This is a genomic window from Streptomyces sp. KL2, from assembly GCF_046529545.1.
Classification (GTDB): domain Bacteria; phylum Actinomycetota; class Actinomycetes; order Streptomycetales; family Streptomycetaceae; genus Streptomyces; species Streptomyces radiopugnans.
Genome location: NZ_CP127170.1, coordinates 4,105,885 through 4,126,241, shown reverse-complemented (window position 1 = coordinate 4,126,241; position 20,357 = coordinate 4,105,885). Strand labels below are relative to the sequence as shown.

Annotated in this window: 18 protein-coding genes; 4 read left to right on the top strand and 14 right to left on the bottom strand. The window is 72.8% G+C overall.

The genetic code is table 11. From position 1 onward, the window contains the following. Positions 1–62: 62 nt before the first annotated feature. The 10 genes from QPK52_RS18540 to hrcA all read right to left on the bottom strand — a co-directional run bounded on the left by QPK52_RS18540 (position 63) and on the right by hrcA (position 10,268). Positions 63–1,433, bottom strand: coding sequence for a hemolysin family protein (locus QPK52_RS18540; protein ID WP_410538597.1), 1,371 nt, complete (start codon positions 1,431–1,433; stop codon positions 63–65). Then, entirely contained in the window at positions 1,430–1,927 is a 498-nt protein-coding gene (ybeY, locus tag QPK52_RS18535) for an rRNA maturation RNase YbeY (protein WP_410538596.1), read from the bottom strand. Before ybeY ends, QPK52_RS18540 begins: the two co-directional genes overlap by 4 nt. A gap of 21 nt (positions 1,928–1,948) precedes the next feature. Beyond that, positions 1,949–2,977 carry a PhoH family protein gene (locus QPK52_RS18530; RefSeq protein WP_410538595.1) on the bottom strand — a complete coding sequence of 343 codons (1,029 nt, stop codon included), beginning with the start codon at positions 2,975–2,977 and terminating at the stop codon, positions 1,949–1,951. A 232-nt stretch (positions 2,978–3,209) separates the two neighbouring features. Next, positions 3,210–4,280, bottom strand: coding sequence for a carbohydrate kinase family protein (locus QPK52_RS18525; RefSeq protein ID WP_410538594.1), 1,071 nt, complete (start codon positions 4,278–4,280; stop codon positions 3,210–3,212). A 53-nt stretch (positions 4,281–4,333) separates the two neighbouring features. Beyond that, positions 4,334–5,629 (bottom strand): glucarate dehydratase family protein, encoded by a 1,296-nt coding sequence (locus QPK52_RS18520; protein ID WP_410538593.1) that lies wholly within the window; start codon positions 5,627–5,629, stop codon positions 4,334–4,336. 247 nt (positions 5,630–5,876) lie between these two features. Continuing rightward, positions 5,877–6,782, bottom strand: coding sequence for a ribonuclease Z (locus QPK52_RS18515; RefSeq protein ID WP_410538592.1), 906 nt, complete (start codon positions 6,780–6,782; stop codon positions 5,877–5,879). A gap of 5 nt (positions 6,783–6,787) precedes the next feature. Beyond that, positions 6,788–7,162 carry a histidine triad nucleotide-binding protein gene (locus tag QPK52_RS18510; RefSeq protein ID WP_410538591.1) on the bottom strand — a complete coding sequence of 125 codons (375 nt, stop codon included), beginning with the start codon at positions 7,160–7,162 and terminating at the stop codon, positions 6,788–6,790. A gap of 77 nt (positions 7,163–7,239) precedes the next feature. After that, complete coding sequence (locus tag QPK52_RS18505) at positions 7,240–7,989, bottom strand: 16S rRNA (uracil(1498)-N(3))-methyltransferase (protein ID WP_410538590.1); 750 nt, start codon at positions 7,987–7,989, stop codon at positions 7,240–7,242. A gap of 134 nt (positions 7,990–8,123) precedes the next feature. Next, positions 8,124–9,251, bottom strand: coding sequence for a molecular chaperone DnaJ (dnaJ, locus tag QPK52_RS18500; protein WP_410538589.1), 1,128 nt, complete (start codon positions 9,249–9,251; stop codon positions 8,124–8,126). Next, positions 9,252–10,268 carry a heat-inducible transcriptional repressor HrcA gene (gene hrcA / locus QPK52_RS18495; RefSeq protein ID WP_410538588.1) on the bottom strand — a complete coding sequence of 339 codons (1,017 nt, stop codon included), beginning with the start codon at positions 10,266–10,268 and terminating at the stop codon, positions 9,252–9,254. 192 nt (positions 10,269–10,460) lie between these two features. Between hrcA and QPK52_RS18490 the strand changes: the two genes are divergently transcribed. The 3 genes from QPK52_RS18490 (at position 10,461) to hemW (ending at position 13,428) form a co-directional block, all read left to right on the top strand. After that, positions 10,461–11,174: an MBL fold metallo-hydrolase gene (locus QPK52_RS18490; protein ID WP_410538587.1), complete on the top strand. Its 714-nt coding sequence runs from the start codon at positions 10,461–10,463 to the stop codon at positions 11,172–11,174. 88 nt (positions 11,175–11,262) lie between these two features. After that, positions 11,263–12,132, top strand: coding sequence for a DUF3097 domain-containing protein (locus QPK52_RS18485; protein WP_410538586.1), 870 nt, complete (start codon positions 11,263–11,265; stop codon positions 12,130–12,132). Positions 12,133–12,195: 63 nt separating this feature from the next. Next, positions 12,196–13,428 carry a radical SAM family heme chaperone HemW gene (gene hemW, locus QPK52_RS18480; protein ID WP_410538585.1) on the top strand — a complete coding sequence of 411 codons (1,233 nt, stop codon included), beginning with the start codon at positions 12,196–12,198 and terminating at the stop codon, positions 13,426–13,428. A gap of 148 nt (positions 13,429–13,576) precedes the next feature. On the opposite strand, the gene QPK52_RS18475 is transcribed toward hemW, so the two are convergent. Both QPK52_RS18475 and lepA read right to left on the bottom strand, forming a co-directional pair. After that, positions 13,577–15,466: an AMP-dependent synthetase/ligase gene (locus tag QPK52_RS18475; RefSeq protein ID WP_410538584.1), complete on the bottom strand. Its 1,890-nt coding sequence runs from the start codon at positions 15,464–15,466 to the stop codon at positions 13,577–13,579. A 396-nt stretch (positions 15,467–15,862) separates the two neighbouring features. Further along, positions 15,863–17,740: a translation elongation factor 4 gene (gene lepA, locus QPK52_RS18470; protein ID WP_093654537.1), complete on the bottom strand. Its 1,878-nt coding sequence runs from the start codon at positions 17,738–17,740 to the stop codon at positions 15,863–15,865. 222 nt (positions 17,741–17,962) lie between these two features. On the opposite strand from lepA, the gene rpsT reads away from it, so the two are divergent. Further along, complete coding sequence (gene rpsT, locus QPK52_RS18465) at positions 17,963–18,229, top strand: 30S ribosomal protein S20 (protein WP_093654535.1); 267 nt, start codon at positions 17,963–17,965, stop codon at positions 18,227–18,229. Positions 18,230–18,448: 219 nt separating this feature from the next. On the opposite strand, the gene QPK52_RS18460 is transcribed toward rpsT, so the two are convergent. Both QPK52_RS18460 and holA read right to left on the bottom strand, forming a co-directional pair. Then, positions 18,449–19,174 carry a hypothetical protein gene (locus QPK52_RS18460; RefSeq protein ID WP_410538583.1) on the bottom strand — a complete coding sequence of 242 codons (726 nt, stop codon included), beginning with the start codon at positions 19,172–19,174 and terminating at the stop codon, positions 18,449–18,451. 100 nt (positions 19,175–19,274) lie between these two features. After that, positions 19,275–20,267, bottom strand: coding sequence for a DNA polymerase III subunit delta (holA, locus tag QPK52_RS18455; RefSeq protein ID WP_410538582.1), 993 nt, complete (start codon positions 20,265–20,267; stop codon positions 19,275–19,277). Positions 20,268–20,357 lie beyond the last annotated feature (90 nt).

Sequence of the window (20,357 nt, the reverse complement as noted above, 5' to 3'; positions counted from 1 at the left end):
CGGGGCGGCCGGACCGGGAACAGGCGCACCCCGTCCTCACGCCCCCTCCGCCCCTCCGGACGTCAGCCGCCGGCCTCGGCCGCCGCCTCGTCCTGCGGCTCCGGCGCGGGGGCGCGGACGGGCTCGACCAGGACCGTGACGATGCGGTTGCGGCGGCCCGCCGGGGACTCGGCGGTCAGCCGCAGGCCGAGCAGCGCCGGATCGCCCCGGTTGTCCGCGTGGTGGCCGCCGCGGTGTTCGCCGCGCCCCTCGGGCAGCTCCACCGTCACCGCGGCGCCCGCGATGGGGACGCGGCCCAGGAGCTTGGCCAGCAGCCCGCCGACCGTCTCCACGTCCTCGTCCTCCAGGTCCAGGCCGTACAGCTCGCCCAGGTCGCCCAGGTCCAGACGGGCGGTGACCCGGTGGCGGCCCTCGCCCAGGTCCTCGACGGGCGGCAGCTCCCGGTCGTACTCGTCGGTGATCTCGCCGACGATCTCCTCCAGGATGTCCTCGATGGTGACGATCCCGGCGGTGCCGCCGTACTCGTCGACCACGACGGCGACGTGGTTGCGGTCCTTCTGCATCTCGCGCAGCAGGTCGCCGGCGTTCTTGGTGTCGGGGACGAAGACGGCCGGCCGCATGGCCGTGGAGACCAGGTCGTTCTCGGTCTCGCGGTTGATGTGGACCTTCCGGGAGAGGTCCTTGAGGTAGACGATGCCGACGACGTCGTCCTCGTTCTCGCCGGTCACCGGGATGCGGGAGAAGCCCGAGCGCAGGGCCAGGGTGAGCGCCTGGCGGATGGTCTTGAATCGCTCGATGGAGACCAGCTCGGTGCGCGGCACCATCACCTCGCGCACCAGGGTGTCGCCCAGTTCGAAGACCGAGTGCACCATGCGGCGCTCCTCGTCCTCGATCAGCGCCTCCCGCCCGGCCAGGTCCACCATGGCCCGCAGTTCGGCCTCGGTGGCGAACGGGCCCTTGCGGAAGCCCTTGCCCGGGGTCAGCGCGTTGCCCAGGAGGATCAGCAGCTGCGGCAGCGGGCCGAGTACGCGGGCGAGCGGCAGCAGCACGTATGCGGCGGCCGTGGCGGTGTTCAGCGGGTGCTGGCGGCCGATGGTGCGCGGCGAGACGCCGACGGCGACGTAGGAGACCAGCACCATCACGCCGCCGGCCGCCGACAGCGCCTGCCAGGTGCTGTCGAAGGTGTGCAGGAAACCGTAGGTGACCAGGACCCCGGCCGACATCTCGGCGGTCACCCGCAGCAGCAGGGCGAGGTTGAGGTAGCGGGTGGGGTCGGCCGCGACGGCGGCCAGCTTGTCCCCGCCGCGCCGCCCTGAGCGTATGGCCTCCTCGGCGCGGTAGCTGGTGGTGCTGGCCAGGCCGGCCTCGGCGCAGGCGGCCAGCCAGGCGAGGCCGACCAGCAGGACCGCCGCGGCGACCAGGGGGGCGCTCATGTCGTCGTCGGGGCCGGGGAGGGTCCCTCCAGGCCCCGCTCGGCGCGCCAGCCGTCGACGATCGCCGCCTGGAGGCCGAACATCTCGGTCCGCTCGCCGGGCGTCTCGTGGTCGTAGCCCAGCAGGTGGAGCACCCCGTGGACGGTGAGCATCTGCAGCTCCTCGTCCATGGAGTGCTTCGTCGGGGCTTCGGCGCCCTGCTTCTCGGCGACGTCGGGGCAGAGCACGATGTCGCCGAGGAGGCCCTGCGGGGGCTCGTCGCCGTCCTTGGAGGGCGGGCGCAGCTCGTCCATGGGGAAGGACATCACGTCGGTCGGGCCGGGGAGGTCCATCCACTGCTTGTGGAGCTGCTCCATGGCCTCGGTGTCGACGGCGATCACCGACAGCTCCGACAGCGGGTGGATGCGCATCCGGGCGAGGGCGTAACGGGCGATGTCGAGGATCGCCCGCTCGTCGATCTCGCGGCCGGACTCGTTGTTGACGTCGATCGACATGTGGGTGGTGGTTGCTTTCCGTTACTTTCGTTCACTGCCGTCGGTGGTGCCGTGGCGGTCGTCGTAGCGCTCGTAGGCGTCGACGATACGGCCGACCAGCTTGTGCCGTACGACATCGGTGCTGGTGAGCCGCGAGAAGTGGACGTCCTCCACGCCCTCGAGGATCTCCTGCACCTGGCGCAGGCCGCTTCTGGTGCCGCCGGGCAGGTCCACCTGGGTGACGTCGCCGGTGATCACGATCTTGGAGTCGAAGCCGAGCCGGGTGAGGAACATCTTCATCTGCTCGGGGTTGGTGTTCTGCGCCTCGTCCAGAATGATGAAGGCGTCGTTGAGCGTCCGGCCGCGCATGTACGCCAGCGGCGCGACCTCGATCGTCCCGGCGGCCATCAGGCGCGGGATCGAGTCGGGGTCGAGCATGTCGTGCAGCGCGTCGTACAGCGGCCGCAGGTACGGGTCAATCTTCTCGTAGAGCGTGCCGGGCAGGAAGCCCAGCCGCTCCCCCGCCTCGACGGCGGGCCGGGTCAGGATGATGCGGGTGACCTGCTTGGACTGCAGGGCCTGCACCGCCTTGGCCATGGCGAGGTAGGTCTTGCCGGTGCCCGCCGGGCCGATGCCGAAGACGACCGTGTGCTTGTCGATCGCGTCCACGTAGCGCTTCTGGTTGAGCGTCTTGGGGCGGATCGTGCGGCCGCGGTTGGACAGGATGTTCTGCGTGAGCACCTCGGCCGGTGTCTCGTCGGCGCCGCCCTCCGCGTCGCGGAGCATGGCGATCGATCGTTCCACCGCGTCCTCCGTCAGCGGCTGGCCGGTGCGCAGCACCAGCATCATCTCGTCGAACAGCCGCTGGACGAGTTCGACCTCCGCCGCCTCGCCGGTCGCGGTGATCTCGTTCCCCCGGACGTGGATGTCCGTCGCCGGGAAGGCCTTCTCGATCACACGGAGGAGGGAGTCGCCGGAACCCAGCACCGTCACCATCGGGTGCTTGGCCGGAACGGTGAAACGGGCACTCGCTGAGGTGGACCGTGCCTGGTCCGTCTGTGTCTGAGTCATGGGCCGGCTCTGTGGCCTGCGCGTCCCTCTCTGTCGCTGCTGTGCCGCCGGTCTGTCACCGCCGCGCGCCTGGACTTCCAGGGTACGACGTGACGCTGACAGGTCAGTAGCCATTTGTACGCCCGGCCCCGCGTCCGGGTGCCCGGATGACCCGCGGCCGGCGCACGGGACCCGCGGCCGGCCGACAGGGCCGCGGCCGGCTCCGGTGCCTCGCGGACGCCCCGCGGACCGCTCACGTACGGCGGAAGCCGAGGGTCGGCACCGCACGGCGCAGCGGCCACGGCCGGGCGCGGCAGGGCAGCAGGGCGTCCAGGAAGCCGTAGCGGCTCAGGGCGGCCGGATCCTGCTCGTCGAAGTCGCGCACGCGCTGCCACCAGGCGGCGATCTCGACCCAGCCCGGCGCGGACAGCGAGCCGCCGAACTCCTGCACCGACAGGGCGGCGGTCAGCCCGGCGAAGGCCAGCCGGTCGGCCAGCGGCCAGCCGGCCAGGGTCCCGGTGACGAAGCCGGCCACGAACACGTCCCCGGCGCCGGTGGGGTCCAGCGCCTCCACCGAGATGGCGGGCACCTCGGCGGTCTCGCCCGTGGCGCCGTCCACCGCGACGGCACCCTCGGACCCCATGGTCACCACGGCCAGCGGCACCCGGTCGGCGAGGCGGCGGGCCGCGGTGCGGGGGCAGTCGGTGCGGGTGTAGCGCATCGCCTCCCCGGCGTTGGGCAGGAACGCCTCGCAGTGCTCCAGGTCGGCGAGGTCGTCCGGGTCCCAGCGGCCGGTCTCGTCCCAGCCGACGTCGGCGAAGACCCGGCTGCCGGCCCGGGCCGCCCGTGCGATCCACTCCTGGCGTCCGCCGGGCTGGAGGGAGGCGACGCAGGCGCGGGCGGCGGGCGGGTCGTCGGGGGCGGGCTCCTCGGGCCGGGGGGCCTCGTGCCCGTGGGAGACCATCGTCCGCTCGCCCTCGTAGGCCATCGAGACGGTGACCGGCGAGTGCCAGCCGGGCACGGTGCGCGACAGCTTCAGGTCTATGCCCTCGCCGCGCTCCAGCGCCTCCCAGCAGTACTCGCCGTACATGTCGTCGCCGAAGGCGGCGGCGAGCGATGTGCGCAGGCCGAGCCGGGCCAGGGCGGTGGCCATGTTGGCGACGCCGCCGGGGCTCGATCCCATGCCCCGCGCCCAGGACTCGGTGCCGCGCACCGGCGCCGAGTCCAGGCCCGTGAAGATGATGTCCAGGAAGACCGTCCCGGTCAGGTAGACGTCGCAGGGCGGGTCGTCGGGGGTGCGGAGCGCGGCGAGCGGGTCGAGCATGCGGCCAGTGTGCACGATCGGCGCGGTGGGCCGTCGGCGGGTTGCGGACGGCGTCACCAGCGCGGTACGGAGGGGGTTTTCCACCGCGGATCGGCCCGGCGCATGGCGGCGGCGTCGTCCCGGTCGCGCATCGAGCCGTCGTCGGCCAGCCAGCGGCGGTGGAGGGCGTCGAGGCGGTCGCGGTCGAGGGTGACGCCCAGTCCGGGGGCGTCGGGGACGGTGACGGCGCCGTCGAGGAAGGCGATGCGCTCGGTGAGCACGTCCTCGGCCTGCCAGGGGTAGTGGGTGTCGCAGGCGTGCTCCAGGCCGGGGACGGTGGCGGCGACATGGGTCATGGCGGCGAGGCTGACGCCCAGGTGGGTGTTGGAGTGCATGGAGACCCCGACTCCGAAGGCGCGGCAGACCGCGGCCAGTTGCTGGGTGTTGCGCAGCCCTCCCCAGTAGTGGTGGTCGCTGAGCAGGACCTGGACCGCGCCGGCGGTGAACGCCTCGGCGATCTCGGGGAAGGTGGTCACGCACATGTTGGTGGCCAGCGGCAGCCCTCCGGCCCGCGCGGCGACCTCGGCCATCGCGGGCGTGCCGGTGGTCGGGTCCTCCAGGTACTCCAGCACGTCGCGCAGTTCGTCCGCGACCTTCAGCGAGGTCTCCACCGACCAGGCGCCGTTGGGGTCCAGCCGCAGGGGCCTGCCGGGGAAGGCCTCGGCGAGCGCCCGGACGGCGGCGACCTCCTCCTCGGGCGGGAAGACCCCGCCCTTGAGCTTGAAGGAGCCGAAGCCGTGGTCGGCCGCGAAGCGGCGGGCCTGGTCGACGATCCCGTCCGGGTCGAGGGCGGCGCCCCAGTCGTCGCCTGCGGCCGCCTCGCCGCCGGGGTGTGCGGCCCAGCGGTAGAACAGGTAGGCGCTGTACTCGACCCGGTCGCGCACCTTCCCGCCGAGCAGGGCGTGCACGGGCATCCCCAGCGTCCTGCCCAGGGCGTCCAGACAGGCCACCTCGAAGCCGGAGACGACGGACAGCCGCAGCTTGTCGGCTGTCCGGACGCCGCGCAGCCCGCCCACGTCCACCGAGCCGTCGGTCCGGTGGCCGTCCAGGGGGAGGGCTCCGGCGAGGGCGAGCAGTCCGTTCAGGTCGCTGACCGGGTGCCCGGGCAGCCGCCGGGCGAAGGAGCGTGCCAGTTCCAGGTACTCGGTGTCGCCGTAGGTCTCCCCGACCCCGGTGACACCGCCCGCCGTGACCACCTCGACGATCAGGCGCGGGGTGTACGGCTGGTGGACGCCCTGCGTGTTGAGCAGGGGCGGGTCGGCGACGAGGATCGGGGTGAGGCGCACCTCGGCGACGGTCAGGTCCTTCATCGGCGACTCCTGTCGGGCCGGGGCCGACGGCGGCGGGCGCCGGGGCCTTCCCGCCGTCGGTCCGTTCTCCTATGTGAACCTTGTCTACGTGCGGAAACGGAGACTAGGTACGGCGCAGGAAGGCGTCAAGGGTGCCCGTACGTTTCCGGAAAAGGGCGCGCGGCGGCGCGGGCCGGAGCAGGCCGGTACGGGCGCGGGCGCGGAGGGGCAGCGCGCGGAGAAGGGCGGGCGACCGGGGCGCGGGCCGTCAGCGCCGCCGGGGCAGCGGCACCCGCATCAGGTCCTCGGCCACGGTCAGCTCCCCGGCGAACCCCGCCGCCCGGGCCTGGGCGGCGAACCGGGCCGGATCGTCGTAGCGCTGCGAGAAGTGCGTGAGCACCAGGTGCCGCACCCCCGCCCGAACCGCGGCGGAGGCCGCCTGGCCCGCGGTGAGATGACCGTACTCCTGTGCCAGGGCCTCCTCCTCGTCGAGGAAGGTGGCCTCGATGACCAGCATGTCGCAGCCCTCGGCGAGCGCGTGCACGCCGTCGCACAGCCGGGTGTCCATCACGAAGGCGAAGCGCTGCCCGGGGCGGGTCTCGCTCACCTCGTCGAGGGTCACCCCGCGCAGCTCGCCCTCGCGCTGGATGCGGCCGACGTCGGGACCCGAGATGCCGTGGGCGGCGAGCCGCTCGGGCAGCATCCGGCGCCCGTCGGGTTCGACCAGGCGGTAGCCGTAGGACTCCACCGGATGGGACAGGCGCCGTGCCTGGAGGGTGTACGCGCCGGTGACGGCCAGCGTGCCGTCGGCGACGACCGGCTCCTCGCGCAGCTCGACCGTCTCCCGGTAGGCGGTGGCGTACCGCAGGCGGTCGAAGAAGCGCTGCCCGCTGGCCGGGTAGTGCGCCGTGACCGGGTGCGGCACCCGGTCGAGGTTGATGCGCTGGATGACCCCGGCCAGCCCCAGGCTGTGGTCGCCGTGGAAGTGGGTGACGCACAGCCGGGTGAGGTCGTGGGCCGCCACGCCCGCGCGGAGCATCTGGCGCTGGGTGCCCTCACCGGGGTCGAACAGCAGCGCCTCGCCGTCCCAGCGCAGCACATAGCCGTTGTGGTTTCGCCGGCGGGTGGGCACCTGGCTGGCGGTGCCCAGCACGACCAGTTCGCGTACGGACAACGGATTTATCCGGGAGGCCAGTTCAGGCCGCGCCCGCCGAGGACGTGGGCGTGCGCGTGCCAGACGGTCTGCCCGGCGCCCGCGCCGGTGTTGAACACGATCCGGTAGCCGACGGTGGCGCCCCCGGGCGGGGCGATGTTCTCCTGTGCCGCGACCTCGCCCGCCGCGCGCAGCACGTCGGCGGCCAGCCCGGGGGCGGCGGCGGCCAGCGCGGCGGCGTCGGGGTGGTGCTCCTTGGGGATCACCAGCACATGGGTGGGCGCCTGCGGGTTGATGTCCCGGAAGGCGAGCGTGGTGTCGGTCTCGTGGACGACCGTCGCCGGGACGTCCCCCGCGACGATCTTGCAGAACAGGCAGTCCGCCTGCGGTTCTTCCGCCACGGTGGCGCCTCCCGCTGTGGATGGATTCGATCGGTCGGTACGCGACGCAGATCGTACCCCGGCCCGGGCGCCGGTGATCAGGACCAGCGGCCGGTGCGTCCCAGCAGCAGCGCCGCCGCCGCCGTACCCGCCGTGGAGGTGCGCAGCACACTCGGGCCCAGCCGGTACGGGTGCGCGCCCGCCCGCGCGAACACCTCCAGCTCCTCCGGCGCGACCCCGCCCTCCGGACCGACGACGAGCACCAGCTCGCCCTCGGCGGGCAGTTCGGCGGCGGCCAGCGGCTCCGAGCCCTCCTCGTGGAGGACCGCGGCGAAGGCGGCGGACGACAGCAGCGGGAGCAGCTGCCGGGTGGTGGCCGGCTCGGCGACCTCCGGGAAGCGAAGCCTGCGCGACTGCTTGCCGGCCTCGCGCGCGGTGGAGCGCCACTTGCGCAGCGCCTTCTGCCCTCGCTCGCCCCGCCACTGCGTGACGCAGCGCGACGCGGACCACGGCACGATCGCGTCCACGCCCGTCTCCGTCATCGTCTCCACGGCCAGCTCGCCCCGGTCGCCCTTGGGCAGGGCCTGGACGACGGTGATCCGCGGGCGCGGCTCCGGCTCGGTGCGCACCTCGGCGACGGCGACCTCCAGCCGGTCCTTCCCCTCGACGGCCGCGACGGTGCCGAAGGCCCCGGTGCCCGCGCCGTCGGTGAGGACGATCTCCTCGCCCGCGCGCAGCCGCCGTACCGCGACGGCGTGCCGGCCCTCGGGCCCCTCCAGCGCCAGTACGGCGCCGGGAGCGGCGCCGGCCAGGGCGGCGGTCTCGGCCAGGAAGACGGGGGCGGTCACGAGGGCCGCCCGGCGGGGTGCCCCGGCCGGGCGGCCGGGGTGATCAGCTCGGTGGGCATGGCGGCATCCTGCCATGCCCACCGGAAACCGGCCGCCTTGCCCCAGCGCCGTCCCAGTGCCGTCTCAGTGCCGCCTCAGCGCCCGTTGAAAGCGTCCTTCAGCCGCGAGAACAGCCCCTGCTGCCCCGGCTGGAACTGGCCTGTCGGCCGTTCCTCGCCCCGCAGCTTGGCCAGACGGCGCAGCAGCTCCTCCTGCTCCGGGTCCAGCTTGTTCGGCGTCTGGACCTCCACGTGGACGATCAGGTCGCCGCGGCCGCCGCCGCGCAGGTGCGTCACGCCGCGCTGGTGGAGCGGGATCGACTGGCCGGACTGGGTGCCGGGCCGGATGTCGACCTCCTCCATGCCGTCCAGCGTCTCCAGCGGGACCTTGGTGCCCAGCGCCGCGGCCGTCATGGGGATGGTGACCGTGCAGTGCAGGTCGTCGCCGCGCCGCTGGAAGACCGGGTGCGGCACCTCGTGGATCTCGACGTACAGATCGCCCGCCGGGCCGCCGCCCGGGCCGACCTCGCCCTCGCCGGCGAGCTGGATGCGGGTGCCGTTGTCGACACCGGCCGGGATCTTCACCGTCAGGTTGCGCCGCGAGCGCACCCGGCCGTCGCCGGCGCACTCCGGGCAGGGGGTGGGCACGACCGTGCCGAAGCCCTGGCACTGCGGGCAGGGGCGCGAGGTCATGACCTGCCCCAGGAAGGACCGGGTGACCTGCGAGACCTCTCCGCGGCCGCGGCACATGTCGCACGTCTGCGCGGACGTGCCCGGGGCCGCGCCCTCGCCGCTGCACGTGGTGCAGACGACCGCCGTGTCCACCTGGATGTCCTTGGTGGTGCCGAAGGCCGCCTCGTCCAGCTCGATGTCGAGCCGGATCATGGCGTCCTGGCCGCGCCGGGTGCGGGACCTCGGCCCGCGCTGGGAGGCGGCGCCGAAGAAGGCGTCCATGATGTCGGAGAAGTTGCCGAAGCCCCCGCCGAAGCCGCCGCCCCGGCCCGCGCCGCCCATCGGGTCGCCGCCGAGGTCGTACATCTGCTTCTTCTGCGGGTCGGAGAGCACCTCGTAGGCGGTGTTGATCTCCTTGAACCGCTCCTGCGTCTTCGGGTCCGGGTTGACGTCGGGATGCAGTTCGCGCGCGAGCCGGCGGAAGGCCTTCTTGATCTCGTCCTGCGAGGCATCGCGCTGCACGCCCAGGACCGCGTAGTAGTCGGTTGCCACTTACGACTCCGCGAGGATCTGTCCGACGTAACGTGCCACTGCGCGTACCGCTCCCATCGTTCCGGGGTAGTCCATCCGGGTCGGTCCGACCACACCGAGCTTGGCGACCGCCTCGTCTCCCGAACCGTAACCGACCGAGACGACCGACGTTGACGTCAGTCCCTCGTGAGCATTCTCATGACCGATTCGCACCGTCATGCCCGGATCCTTCGCCTCCCCCAGCAGCTTGAGCAGGACGACCTGCTCCTCCAGAGCTTCCAGCACCGGCCGGATGGTCAGCGGGAAGTCGTGCACGAAGCGGGTGAGATTGGCGGTGCCGCCGATCATCAGCCGCTCCTCGGTCTCCTCCACCAGTGTCTCAAGGAGCGTGGCGAGCACCGCCGAGACCGTGCCGCGGTCCTCCTGGTCGAAGGACTCCGGCAGGTCCTGCACCAGCCTGGGCACCTCCGAGAAGCGCTCGCCGACCACCCGGCTGTTGAGCCGGGCGCGCAGATCGGCCAGGGACGACTCCGAGATGGGGGCCGGGCAGTCCACCATGCGCTGCTCGACCCGCCCGGTGTCCGTGATCAGCACGAGCATCAGACGCGCGGGGGCCAGGAGCAGCAACTCGACGTGGCGGACGGTCGAACGGGTCAGCGAGGGGTACTGGACGACGGCGACCTGGCGGGTGAGCTGGGCCAGCAGCCGCACGGTGCGGCTGACGACGTCGTCGAGGTCGACGGCGTCCTCCAGGAAGTTCTGGATCGCCCGGCGCTCCGGCTTGGACAGCGGCTTGACGCCCGCCAGCCTGTCGACGAACAGGCGGTACCCCTTGTCGGTGGGGATGCGGCCCGCGCTGGTGTGCGGCTGGGCGATGTACCCCTCGTCCTCCAGGGCCGCCATGTCGTTGCGCACGGTGGCCGGGGAGACCTGGAGGTTGTGCCGCTCGGTGAGGGCCTTGGACCCCACCGGCTCCTGGGTGCCCACGTAGTCCTGGACGATGGCGCGCAGGACTTCGAGTCTGCGTTCGCTGAGCATCTGGGCGCACCTCCCGTCCGGCCGTCTCTTCCGGTCCTCTTCCCTGGCACTCTCAGCCGGTGAGTGCCAGTCACCCTGTGCCAGTGTACGGCCGGTGACCACGGCCAGGGCAAGGGCGGCCGCCGACCGGGAGGGCGATCCGCACCACATCCCCGGCGGGCACCGCCCGCGTGATGGCGCTAGCGTCGCGGTATGGAGACGGATTGGGAAGAGCTGTCGCCTGGAGTCGTACGCCGCCGCATGCCCGGCTGGGACGAGACCGTCGGGGCCGTCGCGGGCGAGTCGGGAGTGCTGGTGGTCGACACGGGTGCGACGCTGGGTGACGGCGCGCGCCTCCGGCGGTACCTGCACGAGCGCTTCGGGCGGCCGGTGACCCATGTGGCGCTGACCCATCCGCACTTCGACCACGTCCTGGGCGCGTCGGCCTTCGCCGGGGTGGAGGTCTACGGGGCGGTGGGGATCGAGGACCTGCTGGTCCACTCCAAGGACGGGCTGCGCGAGGACGCCGTACGGCACGGTGTGGACCCGCGGGAGGCGGCCGAGGCGGTCGACGTGCTCGTCCACCCGCACCACCGGGTGGTCGGCGAGCTGACCGTCCGGCTGGGCGGCCGGGAGGTGCTCCTGGCCAACGTCGGCCCGGCGCACACCGCCCACGACCTGGCCGTCGTGGTCCCCGGCGCCCTCGGCGGGCCGGACGTAGTCTTCTGCGGCGACCTGGTGGAGGAGTCCGGCGAGCCGCAGGCGGGCCCGGACTCCCACCCCGTCCACTGGCCGGCCGCGCTGGACCGGCTGCTCGCCCTGGGCGGCGAGGACGCGCTGTACGTGCCGGGCCACGGGGCGGTGGTGGACGCCGCCTTCGTCCGCGCCCAGCGCGACGCGCTGGCGGAGCGCTTCGGCGTCGGGTGACGGGTGACGGGTGACGCGGCAGGTTTCACGGCGGGTTCCGCTTTCCGCCCCGGGTTTCGCGGTGGGGATCGCGTAACACAATGACCGCATGCGCAGCAGACAGTACGGCCCCGACCTGACCCCTCCGTGGAAGCGGACCCCGGGGAACCGCAGACCCGCGCCCGAGGTGCCCGCCGAGCCGGACCTGGTGGTGGAGGAGGTCACGACCGGCTTCTGCGGGGCCGTGGTGCGCTGCGAGAAGACGGCGCAGGGGTTCACCGTCACGCTGGAGGACCGCTTCGGCAGGCACCGGGTCTTCCCGATGGAGCCGCGCGGCTTCCTGCTGGAGGGGAAGGCCGTCACCCTGGTCCGGCCGCGGGCGGTGGCCCCGCCCGCTCCGCAGGCGCCCCGGCGCACCGCCTCGGGGTCGGTGGCGGTGCCGGGCGCCCGCGCCCGGGTGGCGCGGGCGGGGCGCATCTACGTCGAGGGGCGCCACGACGCGGAGCTGGTGGAGAAGGTCTGGGGCGACGACCTGCGGATCGAGGGCGTGGTCGTGGAGTACCTGGAGGGCGTGGACGACCTCCCGGCCGTCGTGGAGGCGTTCGGTCCCACCCCCGGGGCCCGGCTGGGAGTGCTGGTGGACCATCTGGTGCCCGGTTCCAAGGAGTCCCGGATCGCCGCCCGGGTCACCGGCGAGAACGTGCTGGTCGTCGGCCACCCGTACATCGACGTCTGGGAGGCGGTGAAGCCGTCCGCGCTGGGCATCGACGCCTGGCCCGAGGTGCCGCGCGGCCAGGACTGGAAGAGGGGGGTGTGCCGGGCGCTGGGCTGGCCGGAGAACACCGGCGCGGCGTGGAAGCGGATCCTGGGGAGCGTGCGCGACTACACGGATCTGGAGCCGGGGCTGCTCGGCCCGGTCGAGCGGCTGATCGACCACGTCACGGTGGGCGGACCGACGGGCGGCCCCGCCGGTCCGTGAACCCGGCCGCACGGGCGGCCGCACGGGGCCCGGTCCTGGAAGGGGTGCGGGACAATGGACCCCATGCCTTCCGCACTCCCCGACGGCGAGCCCGTCCCCGCCGACGGTTCCCTGCCCGCGCACGCCCTGGCGGGCGCGGCGCGGCGCCCCCTCGGCTTCTACCTGCACGTGCCGTACTGCGCGACGCGCTGCGGCTACTGCGACTTCAACACCTACACCGCGAGCGAGCTGCGCGGCTCCGGGGGCGCCCTCGCCTCGCGGGACGACTACGCGCGGACGCTGGCCGAGGAGGTGCGGCTGGCCCGCAAGGTGCTCGGCGACGACCCCCGGCCGGTGGAGACGGTCTTCGTCGGCGGCGGCACCCCCACCCTGCTGCCCGCCGCCGACCTGGGGCGGATGCTGGCCGTGATCCGCGAGGAGTTCGGGCTGGCGCAGGACGCGGAGGTCACCACGGAGGCCAACCCGGAGTCCGTCGATCCGGCCTACCTGGCCGAACTGCGCGAGGCGGGCTTCAACCGGATCTCCTTCGGCATGCAGAGCGCCCGGCGGCACGTGCTGGCCGTGCTGGACCGCACCCACACCCCGGGCCGCCCCGAGGCGTGCGTGGCCGAGGCCCGCGCGGCGGGCTTCGAGCACGTCAACCTGGACCTGATCTACGGCACCCCCGGCGAGAGCGACGACGACTGGCGGGCCTCGCTGGAGGCCGCCCTCGGCGCCGGGCCCGACCACGTCTCGGCGTACGCGCTGATCGTGGAGGACGGCACGCGGCTGGCCGCCCGCATCCGGCGCGGCGAGGTGTCGATGACGGACGACGACGTGCACGCCGACCGGTACCTGATCGCCGAGGAGATGCTGTCGGCGGCCGGCCTCGACTGGTACGAGGTGTCGAACTGGGCGGTGACGGAGGCCGCTCGCTGCCGCCACAACGAGCTGTACTGGACGGGCGCCGACTGGTGGGGCGCCGGTCCGGGGGCGCACAGCCACGTCGGCGGGGTGCGCTGGTGGAACGCCAAGCATCCGGGCGCGTACGCCCAGGCGCTCGCCGAGGGCCGCTCACCGGGCGTGGGCCGCGAGGTGCTGGACGCCGGGGACCGGCGCGTGGAGCGGATCCTGCTGGAGCTGCGGCTGGTGGACGGCGTACCGCTGGACGTCCTGGCCCCGGCCGGGGCGCGCGCCGCCGAGCGGGCGCTGGCGGACGGGCTGCTGCGCCCGGAGGCGTACGAGCGCGGGCGCGCGGCGCTGACCCTGCGCGGCCGGCTGCTGGCCGACGCGGTGGTCCGCGACCTGGTGGACTGAGCGGACCGGACCGTCCCCGCCCGCCTCGTTCCGTCCCCCGCTCCCCGCCCCGCGTCTCCCGTACGGCCGCCCCCGCCGGGCGCCAGGGCCCGGCGGGGGCGGTCCGGGAAAGCGGTCCGGGAGCAGTCCGGGGGCGGCGCCCCCGGCCTCACGCCTCGCGGGCGCCCTCGTACATCTCCTCGATCAGGTGGCCGAACTCCTTCTCCACCGCGGGCCGCTTCAGCTTCAGGCTCGGGGTGAGCTCGCCGTGCTCGATGTCCAGGTCGCGCGGCAGGATCCGGAACTTCTTGATCGTCTGCCAGCGCTGGAGGCCTTCGTTGAGGCGCTGGACGTAGCCGTCGACGAGCTTGTGGACCTCCTCGGAGCCGACGACCTCCGCGTAGCTCTTCCCACCGAGCCCGTGCTCCTCGGCCCAGCCCATGATGGTGGGCTCGTCGAGCGCGATGAGCGCGGTGCAGTAGTTGCGGTCGGCGCCGTGCACCAGGATGTTGGAGACGTATGGGCAGACCGCCTTGAACTGCCCCTCGACCTCGGCCGGGGCGATGTACTTGCCGCCCGAGGTCTTGATCAGGTCCTTCTTGCGGTCGGTGATCCGCAGGTAGCCGTCCTCCGACAGCTCGCCGATGTCGCCGGTGTGGAACCAGCCGTCCTCCTCCAGGACCTCGGCGGTCTTCTCCGGCAGCTTGTGGTAGCCCTGCATGATGCCGGGGCCGCGCAGCAGGATCTCGCCGTCCTCGGCGATGCGCACCTCGGTGCCGGGCAGCGGCTTGCCGACCGTGCCGGTGCGGTACGCCTCGCCGGGGTTGACGAAGCTGGCGGCGCTGGACTCGGTGAGTCCGTAGCCCTCCAGGATGTGGACGCCGGCGCCGGAGAAGAAGTAGCCGATCTCCGGGGCCAGGGCGGCGGATCCGGAGACGCAGGCGCGCAGTCTGCCGCCGAAGGCCTCACGGAGCTTGGCGTAGACGAGCTTGTCGGCGATCGCGTGCTTCGCCCTCAGGCCGGCGGGCGCGGAGGCCGTGCCGGTGCGGCGGAAGTTGTCCTGGGTGACCTTGGCGTACTCGCGCGCGACCCCGGAGGCCCACTTGAAGATCTTGTACTTGGCGCCGCCTCCCGCCCGCGCCTTGGCGGCGACCCCGTTGTAGACCTTCTCGAAGATCCGGGGTACGGCGGCCATGTAGGTGGGCTGCACGACCGGGAGGTTCTCGATGATCTTGTCGACCCGGCCGTCCACGGCGGTGACGTGGCCGGCCTCGATCTGGGCCGCGGTGAGCACCTTGCCGAACACGTGCGCCAGCGGCAGCCACAGGTACTGCACGTCGTCGGCGCGGACCAGATCCGTCGCGGTGATGGCCTTGGCCATGTAGGACCAGGCGTCGTGCGGCAGCCGTACGCCCTTGGGCCGGCCGGTGGTGCCGGAGGTGTAGATCAGGGTGGCGAGCTGGTCGGAGCGCAGGGCGCCGACGGTCTCCTTGACCGCCTCGGGATGCTCCTCCAGATACGCCTCGCCGCGCTTGCGCAGCTCGTCCAGCGACAGCACCCAGCCCTCCGGGTCGCCCTCGGCGGCCACGGCGCCCTCCGCCTCGATGACGACGACATGGGCGAGGTTCGGCAGCTCCGCCCGGCGCTCGCGGGCCTTGGCGAGCTGCCCGGCGTCCTCGGCGATCAGCACCCGGCTCTCGGAGTCGGCGAGGATGTAGGCGGTCTCCTCGGCGTTGGTGCTGGGGTAGACGGTCGTGGTGGCCGCCCCCGCGCACAGCACGCCCAGGTCGCACAGGATCCAGTCGACCCGGGTGTTGGAGGCGATGGCGACCCGTTCCTCGGGCCTCACGCCCAGGTCCATCAGGCCCGCGGCGATCGAGAAGACGCGCCGCGCGGCCTCGCCCCAGGTGTAGGAGCGCCACTCGTCCGGTCCCTCACCGGAGGCGGGGGGCACGGGGTAGCGGTACGCCTCGCCTTCCGGGGTCGCCTCGATGCGCTCCAGGAAGAGGTTCGCCACCGAGGGCGGACGGTTCTCGATCAGGGACTGGTGGTCGCTCACAACATCCTCCGGGGCCCGCGACGGTGCAGGGGGGGTGGCTCAAGGCTCGGCCCACCGCGAGTGCTGGGGTGGGGAAGGGGTGGAACGGTTCCGTGCTGTGCGTACTGGTATGTGCGTATTGAGTGACTCGCGGGTAACAACCGAGCGGGCGATCAGCCTAAGGCGGAAGGCCCCGCCTTGAAAGGGCTTGCACATCGCCTACGTGAAGCCGTGACCTGTGCGATACATACACCACATACCCCGCTGTCCGCCCGTGCGCCCGCGGATGGGCCCCGCACGTGTGAGGGTGCCCGCCGGCCCGTACGGGCCGGCGGGCACCCTCACAGACGCTCCGTCCTGCGGCTCCGGCCGTACACCGGCCCGTACGGCCGGCCCCGGCAGGACCCGGGCGGACCCCTACTTCTTGCCCTTGGCTTCGCCGCCGCCGTCGGAGTCCGAGGAGAGCGCGGCGATGAAGGCCTCCTGCGGGACCTCCACCCGGCCCACCACCTTCATGCGCTTCTTGCCCTCCTTCTGCTTCTCCAGCAGCTTCCGCTTGCGGGAGATGTCACCGCCGTAGCACTTGGCGAGCACGTCCTTGCGGATGGCGCGGACGGTCTCGCGGGCGATGACGCGCGAGCCGATGGCAGCCTGGATGGGCACCTCGAACTGCTGCCGCGGGATGAGCTCGCGCAGCTTGGAGGCCATCCTGACGCCGTAGCTGTACGCCTTGTCCTTGTGGACGATCGCGGAGAAGGCGTCCACCTTGTCGCCGTGCAGCAGGATGTCGACCTTGACCAGGTCGGCGGTCTGCTCGCCGGTCGGCTCGTAGTCGAGCGAGGCGTAGCCGCGGGTCTTGGACTTGAGGGCGTCGAAGAAGTCGAAGACGATCTCCGCCAGCGGAAGGGTGTAGCGCAGTTCGACGCGGTCCTCGGACAGGTAGTCCATGCCCAGCAGGTTGCCGCGCCGCGACTGGCACAGCTCCATCACGGCGCCGACGAAGTCGTTGGGGGTCAGCACCGTCGCGCGGACGACCGGCTCGTGCACCTGGGCGACCTTGCCCGTCGGGTACTCGCTGGGGTTGGTGACGACGTGCTCGGTGCCGTCCTCCATGTCCACGCGGTAGACCACGTTGGGCGCGGTGGCGATCAGGTCGAGCCCGAACTCGCGCTCCAGGCGCTCGCGGATGACCTCCAGGTGCAGCAGGCCGAGGAAGCCCACGCGGAAGCCGAAGCCGAGGGCGGCGGACGTCTCCGGCTCGTAGACCAGCGCGGCGTCGTTGAGCTGGAGCTTGTCCAGGGCGTCGCGCAGCTCGGGGTAGTCCGAGCCGTCCAGCGGGTACAGGCCGGAGAACACCATCGGCTTGGGGTCCTTGTAGCCGCCCAGCGGCTCGGTGGCCCCCTTGGAGAACTGGGTGATGGTGTCGCCGACCTTGGACTGGCGCACGTCCTTCACACCGGTGATCAGATACCCCACCTCACCGACGGACAGACCGTCGGCGGGCAGCATCTCCGGGCTGTTGGTGCCGATCTCCAGCAGTTCGTGGGCGGCGCCGGTGGACATCATCTGGATGCGCTCGCGCTTGGAGAGCTTGCCGTCGACGACCTTCACGTACGTCACGACGCCGCGGTAGGCGTCGTAGACCGAGTCGAAGATCATGGCGCGGGCGGGGGCGTCCGCGACGCCGACCGGGGCCGGGACCTGCCGCACGACCTCGTCCAGCAGCGCCTCGACGCCCTCGCCGGTCTTGGCGGAGACCTTCAGCACCTCCGACGGGTCGCAGCCGATGAGGTGCGCCAGCTCGGCGGCGAACTTCTCCGGCTGGGCGGCCGGGAGGTCGATCTTGTTGAGGACGGGGATGATCGTGAGGTCGTTCTCCATCGCCAGGTAGAGGTTGGCGAGAGTCTGGGCCTCGATGCCCTGGGCGGCGTCGACCAGGAGGATGCACCCCTCGCACGCGGCCAGCGAGCGGGACACCTCGTAGGTGAAGTCGACGTGCCCGGGGGTGTCGATCATGTTGAGGATGTGGGTCGTCCCCTTGTCCTCGCCCTCGGTGGGGGCCCACGGCAGGCGGACCGCCTGGGACTTGATCGTGATGCCGCGCTCGCGCTCGATGTCCATGCGGTCGAGGTACTGGGCGCGCATCTGGCGCTGCTCGACGACACCGGTGAGCTGGAGCATCCGGTCGGCGAGCGTCGACTTGCCGTGGTCGATGTGCGCGATGATGCAGAAGTTGCGGATCAGCGCCGGGTCGGTACGGCTCGGCTCCGGCACGTTCGATGGGGTCGCGGGCACGCAGGGTCCTGTCGGGTCATGGCTCGGGTCGGTACGTCTCCCCCATCGTCCCACGAGTGGCGCTTACGGTCCGGTTTGGGAGCCGATCAGGCCTGCTGGTAACCTGACCGACTGTGTCTCATTGCCCTCGCGCGGGGCCCGGCGCGCGGACGGATGCGACGGGACCGCACGGGGAGACAGGGGCACGGAATCACACCTCATCACACCCGAGAAGGCTCTTTCGTGGCGAACATCAAGTCCCAGATCAAGCGGATCAAGACCAACGAGAAGGCCCGCCAGCGCAACAAGGCGGTCAAGTCCGAGCTGAAGACCGCGATCCGCCGCACCCGCGAGGCGATCGCCGCCGGTGACGCCGAGAAGGCCGCCGAGGCCGCGCGCCTGGCCGGCAAGAAGCTGGACAAGGCCGCCAGCAAGGGCGTGATCCACAAGAACCAGGCCGCCAACAAGAAGTCGGCGCTGGCCCAGAAGGTCTCCGCTCTCAAGGGCTGAATCCCCCGGACCGTCGGCCGACGGTCCGCCCCGGTGCCGAAGCGGACTCCAGCGGACCCTCTCACCGCTCCGTACCGGCCCACCGCGCCGCACGCGGCCTGCGTTCGCCACGCGGGTGCGGCGCACCGAGAAGTCCCGGGCCGAGAGCCTGAAGCGACTGCCCGCCGTGATCCCCCACGGCGGGCAGCGCGCGTTCGGTTCCCAGCCCACGTTCGGTGCTCAGCCCAGGGGGATCTCCAGGTCGACGCCGCTCTCCTCCACGGTGAACCCGCCGGCGTCCTCGACCCGCAGCAGCCGGACCCGGCCGGGGTCCACCGAGTCCCTGACCTCCTTCGCGCCGGAGACGCTCGCGAAGGTGCTCTGCCCCAGGAAGCACCGCAGCCTCCAGGTGGCGCCCGCCGGTATCGTCCGGTCCTTCTCGCCCAGACCGCCCATGTCACCGTCCTCGCCGGGCGGCGCGTCCGTCCGCAGGCACGAGACCTTGTCGGCGCAGTGCTCGGAGCGGCTGTCGCACTGCCGCAGGGTGTTCTCCTGCGGCGCCGCGCTCCTGGGCACGTCGATCCGCCAGTGGGTCAGGATGTCGCCCAGCGGCGCGCTCCGGTCCTTCTGGAGGTTCCTCACCGCCACGTCCACGTGGACGAAGACGTGTCCGGGACGCGCCGACACCGCCTCCCCGCCGGTCTCCTCCCCGATCTCCGGAACCGTCCCCGCACCCATCCCGACGACCTCGAAGCGGTACCCCTCGTCGTCGGTGACCGTCACCGCGGGCCCGGAGGGCTTCTCCTCACCGGGCTCCTGCCCGGGGGACTCCCCGGCCGAGGCGGCGTCTCGGGACGAGGAGTCCGCCGGCGGCCGGGGGCCGTCGTCCCTCTCCCCCGAACCGCAGCCGGCCGATAAGCACATCGCCACCAGCGCCACGCACACCGCCCACCGTCTGGCTCTCATCCGCCCCACCCGTTCCCTGTCCGGACCCGATCGGCCGGCCACGAGGATTCCGGCGGCACACGCCGCGGTCAAGCCGCCGTGGTGAGGACGGGCGCCGGGCTCAGCGGGAGCGGGCCGCGCGGGCGACGGTGATGACGGCCCTCTCCAGGGCGTACTCCGGATCGTCGCCGCCGCCCTTGACCGCCGCGTCGGCCTCGGCCACCGCGCGCAGGGCCGCCGACACCCCGGCCGCCGACCAGCCGCGCATCTGCTGGCGGACCCGGTCGATCTTCCACGGCGGCATGCCCAGCTCACGTGCCAGGTCGCCGGGACGCATCCCGCGCGGGGCCGACATCAGCCTGCCGATGCCCCGCACCCCCTGGGCCAGGGCGCTGGTGACCAGCACCGGGGCCACGCCCGTCGACAGTGACCAGCGCAGTGCCTCCAGCGCCTCGGGCAGCCTGCCCTCCACGGCCCGGTCGGCGATGGTGAAGCTGGATGCCTCGGCGCGCCCGCTGTAGTAGCGGGCGACGACGGCCTCGTCGATGGTGCCCTCGACGTCGGCGGTGAGCTGGGAGCAGGCGCTGGCCAGTTCGCGCAGGTCGCTGCCGAGGATCTCCACCAGGGCCTGGCATGCCTCCGGGGTGGCCGACCGTCCGGCGGCGCGGAACTCGCCGCGCACGAACGCCTGCCGGTCGGCGGGCTTGGTCATCTTCGGGCAGGCGACCTCGCGCGCGCCCGCCTTGCGCGCGGCGTCCAGCAGTCCCTTGCCCTTGGCGCCGCCCGCGTGCACCAGGATCAGGGTGATCTCCTCGGCCGGGGAGCCCAGATACGCCTTGACGTCCTTGACGGTGTCCGCCGCGAGGTCCTGCGCGTCCCGGACGACCACGACCTTGCGCTCGGCGAACAGGGACGGACTGGTCAGCTCCGCCAGCGTGCCGGGCCGCAGGTCGGCGGGGGCGAGTTCGCGCACGTCGGTGTCGGCGTCGGCGGCCCTGGCCGCGTCGATCACCTGGCGCACCGCGCGGTCGAGCAGCAGATCCTCCTGGCCCACCGCGAGCGTGACGGGGGCGAGGGGGTCGTCGGTCGAGGACTTCCTGGTTTTACCGGCCATCGCGCACCAGCATCCCACGAGCCGCGGACAGTCCGGCGGCGGCCGGGGCTGTCCGGGGGCCGGCGGCGGCCGGGGGCCGCTCGGGGCCTG

Excerpts from the sequence above, each read along its gene's own strand:
- hrcA (WP_410538588.1), bottom strand. The coding sequence starts at position 10,268 with ATGCTCAGCGAACGCAGACTCGAAGTCCTGCGCGCCATCGTCCAGGAC.
- QPK52_RS18460 (WP_410538583.1), bottom strand. The coding sequence starts at position 19,174 with ATGAGAGCCAGACGGTGGGCGGTGTGCGTGGCGCTGGTGGCGATGTGC.
- QPK52_RS18525 (WP_410538594.1), bottom strand. The coding sequence starts at position 4,280 with ATGCTCGACCCGCTCGCCGCGCTCCGCACCCCCGACGACCCGCCCTGC.
- QPK52_RS18490 (WP_410538587.1), top strand. The coding sequence starts at position 10,461 with ATGGAGACGGATTGGGAAGAGCTGTCGCCTGGAGTCGTACGCCGCCGC.
- QPK52_RS18520 (WP_410538593.1), bottom strand. The coding sequence starts at position 5,629 with ATGAAGGACCTGACCGTCGCCGAGGTGCGCCTCACCCCGATCCTCGTC.
- holA (WP_410538582.1), bottom strand. The coding sequence starts at position 20,267 with ATGGCCGGTAAAACCAGGAAGTCCTCGACCGACGACCCCCTCGCCCCC.
- QPK52_RS18540 (WP_410538597.1), bottom strand. The coding sequence starts at position 1,433 with ATGAGCGCCCCCCTGGTCGCCGCGGCGGTCCTGCTGGTCGGCCTCGCC.
- QPK52_RS18485 (WP_410538586.1), top strand. The coding sequence starts at position 11,263 with ATGCGCAGCAGACAGTACGGCCCCGACCTGACCCCTCCGTGGAAGCGG.
- hemW (WP_410538585.1), top strand. The coding sequence starts at position 12,196 with ATGCCTTCCGCACTCCCCGACGGCGAGCCCGTCCCCGCCGACGGTTCC.
- ybeY (WP_410538596.1), bottom strand. The coding sequence starts at position 1,927 with ATGTCGATCGACGTCAACAACGAGTCCGGCCGCGAGATCGACGAGCGG.
- QPK52_RS18530 (WP_410538595.1), bottom strand. The coding sequence starts at position 2,977 with ATGACTCAGACACAGACGGACCAGGCACGGTCCACCTCAGCGAGTGCC.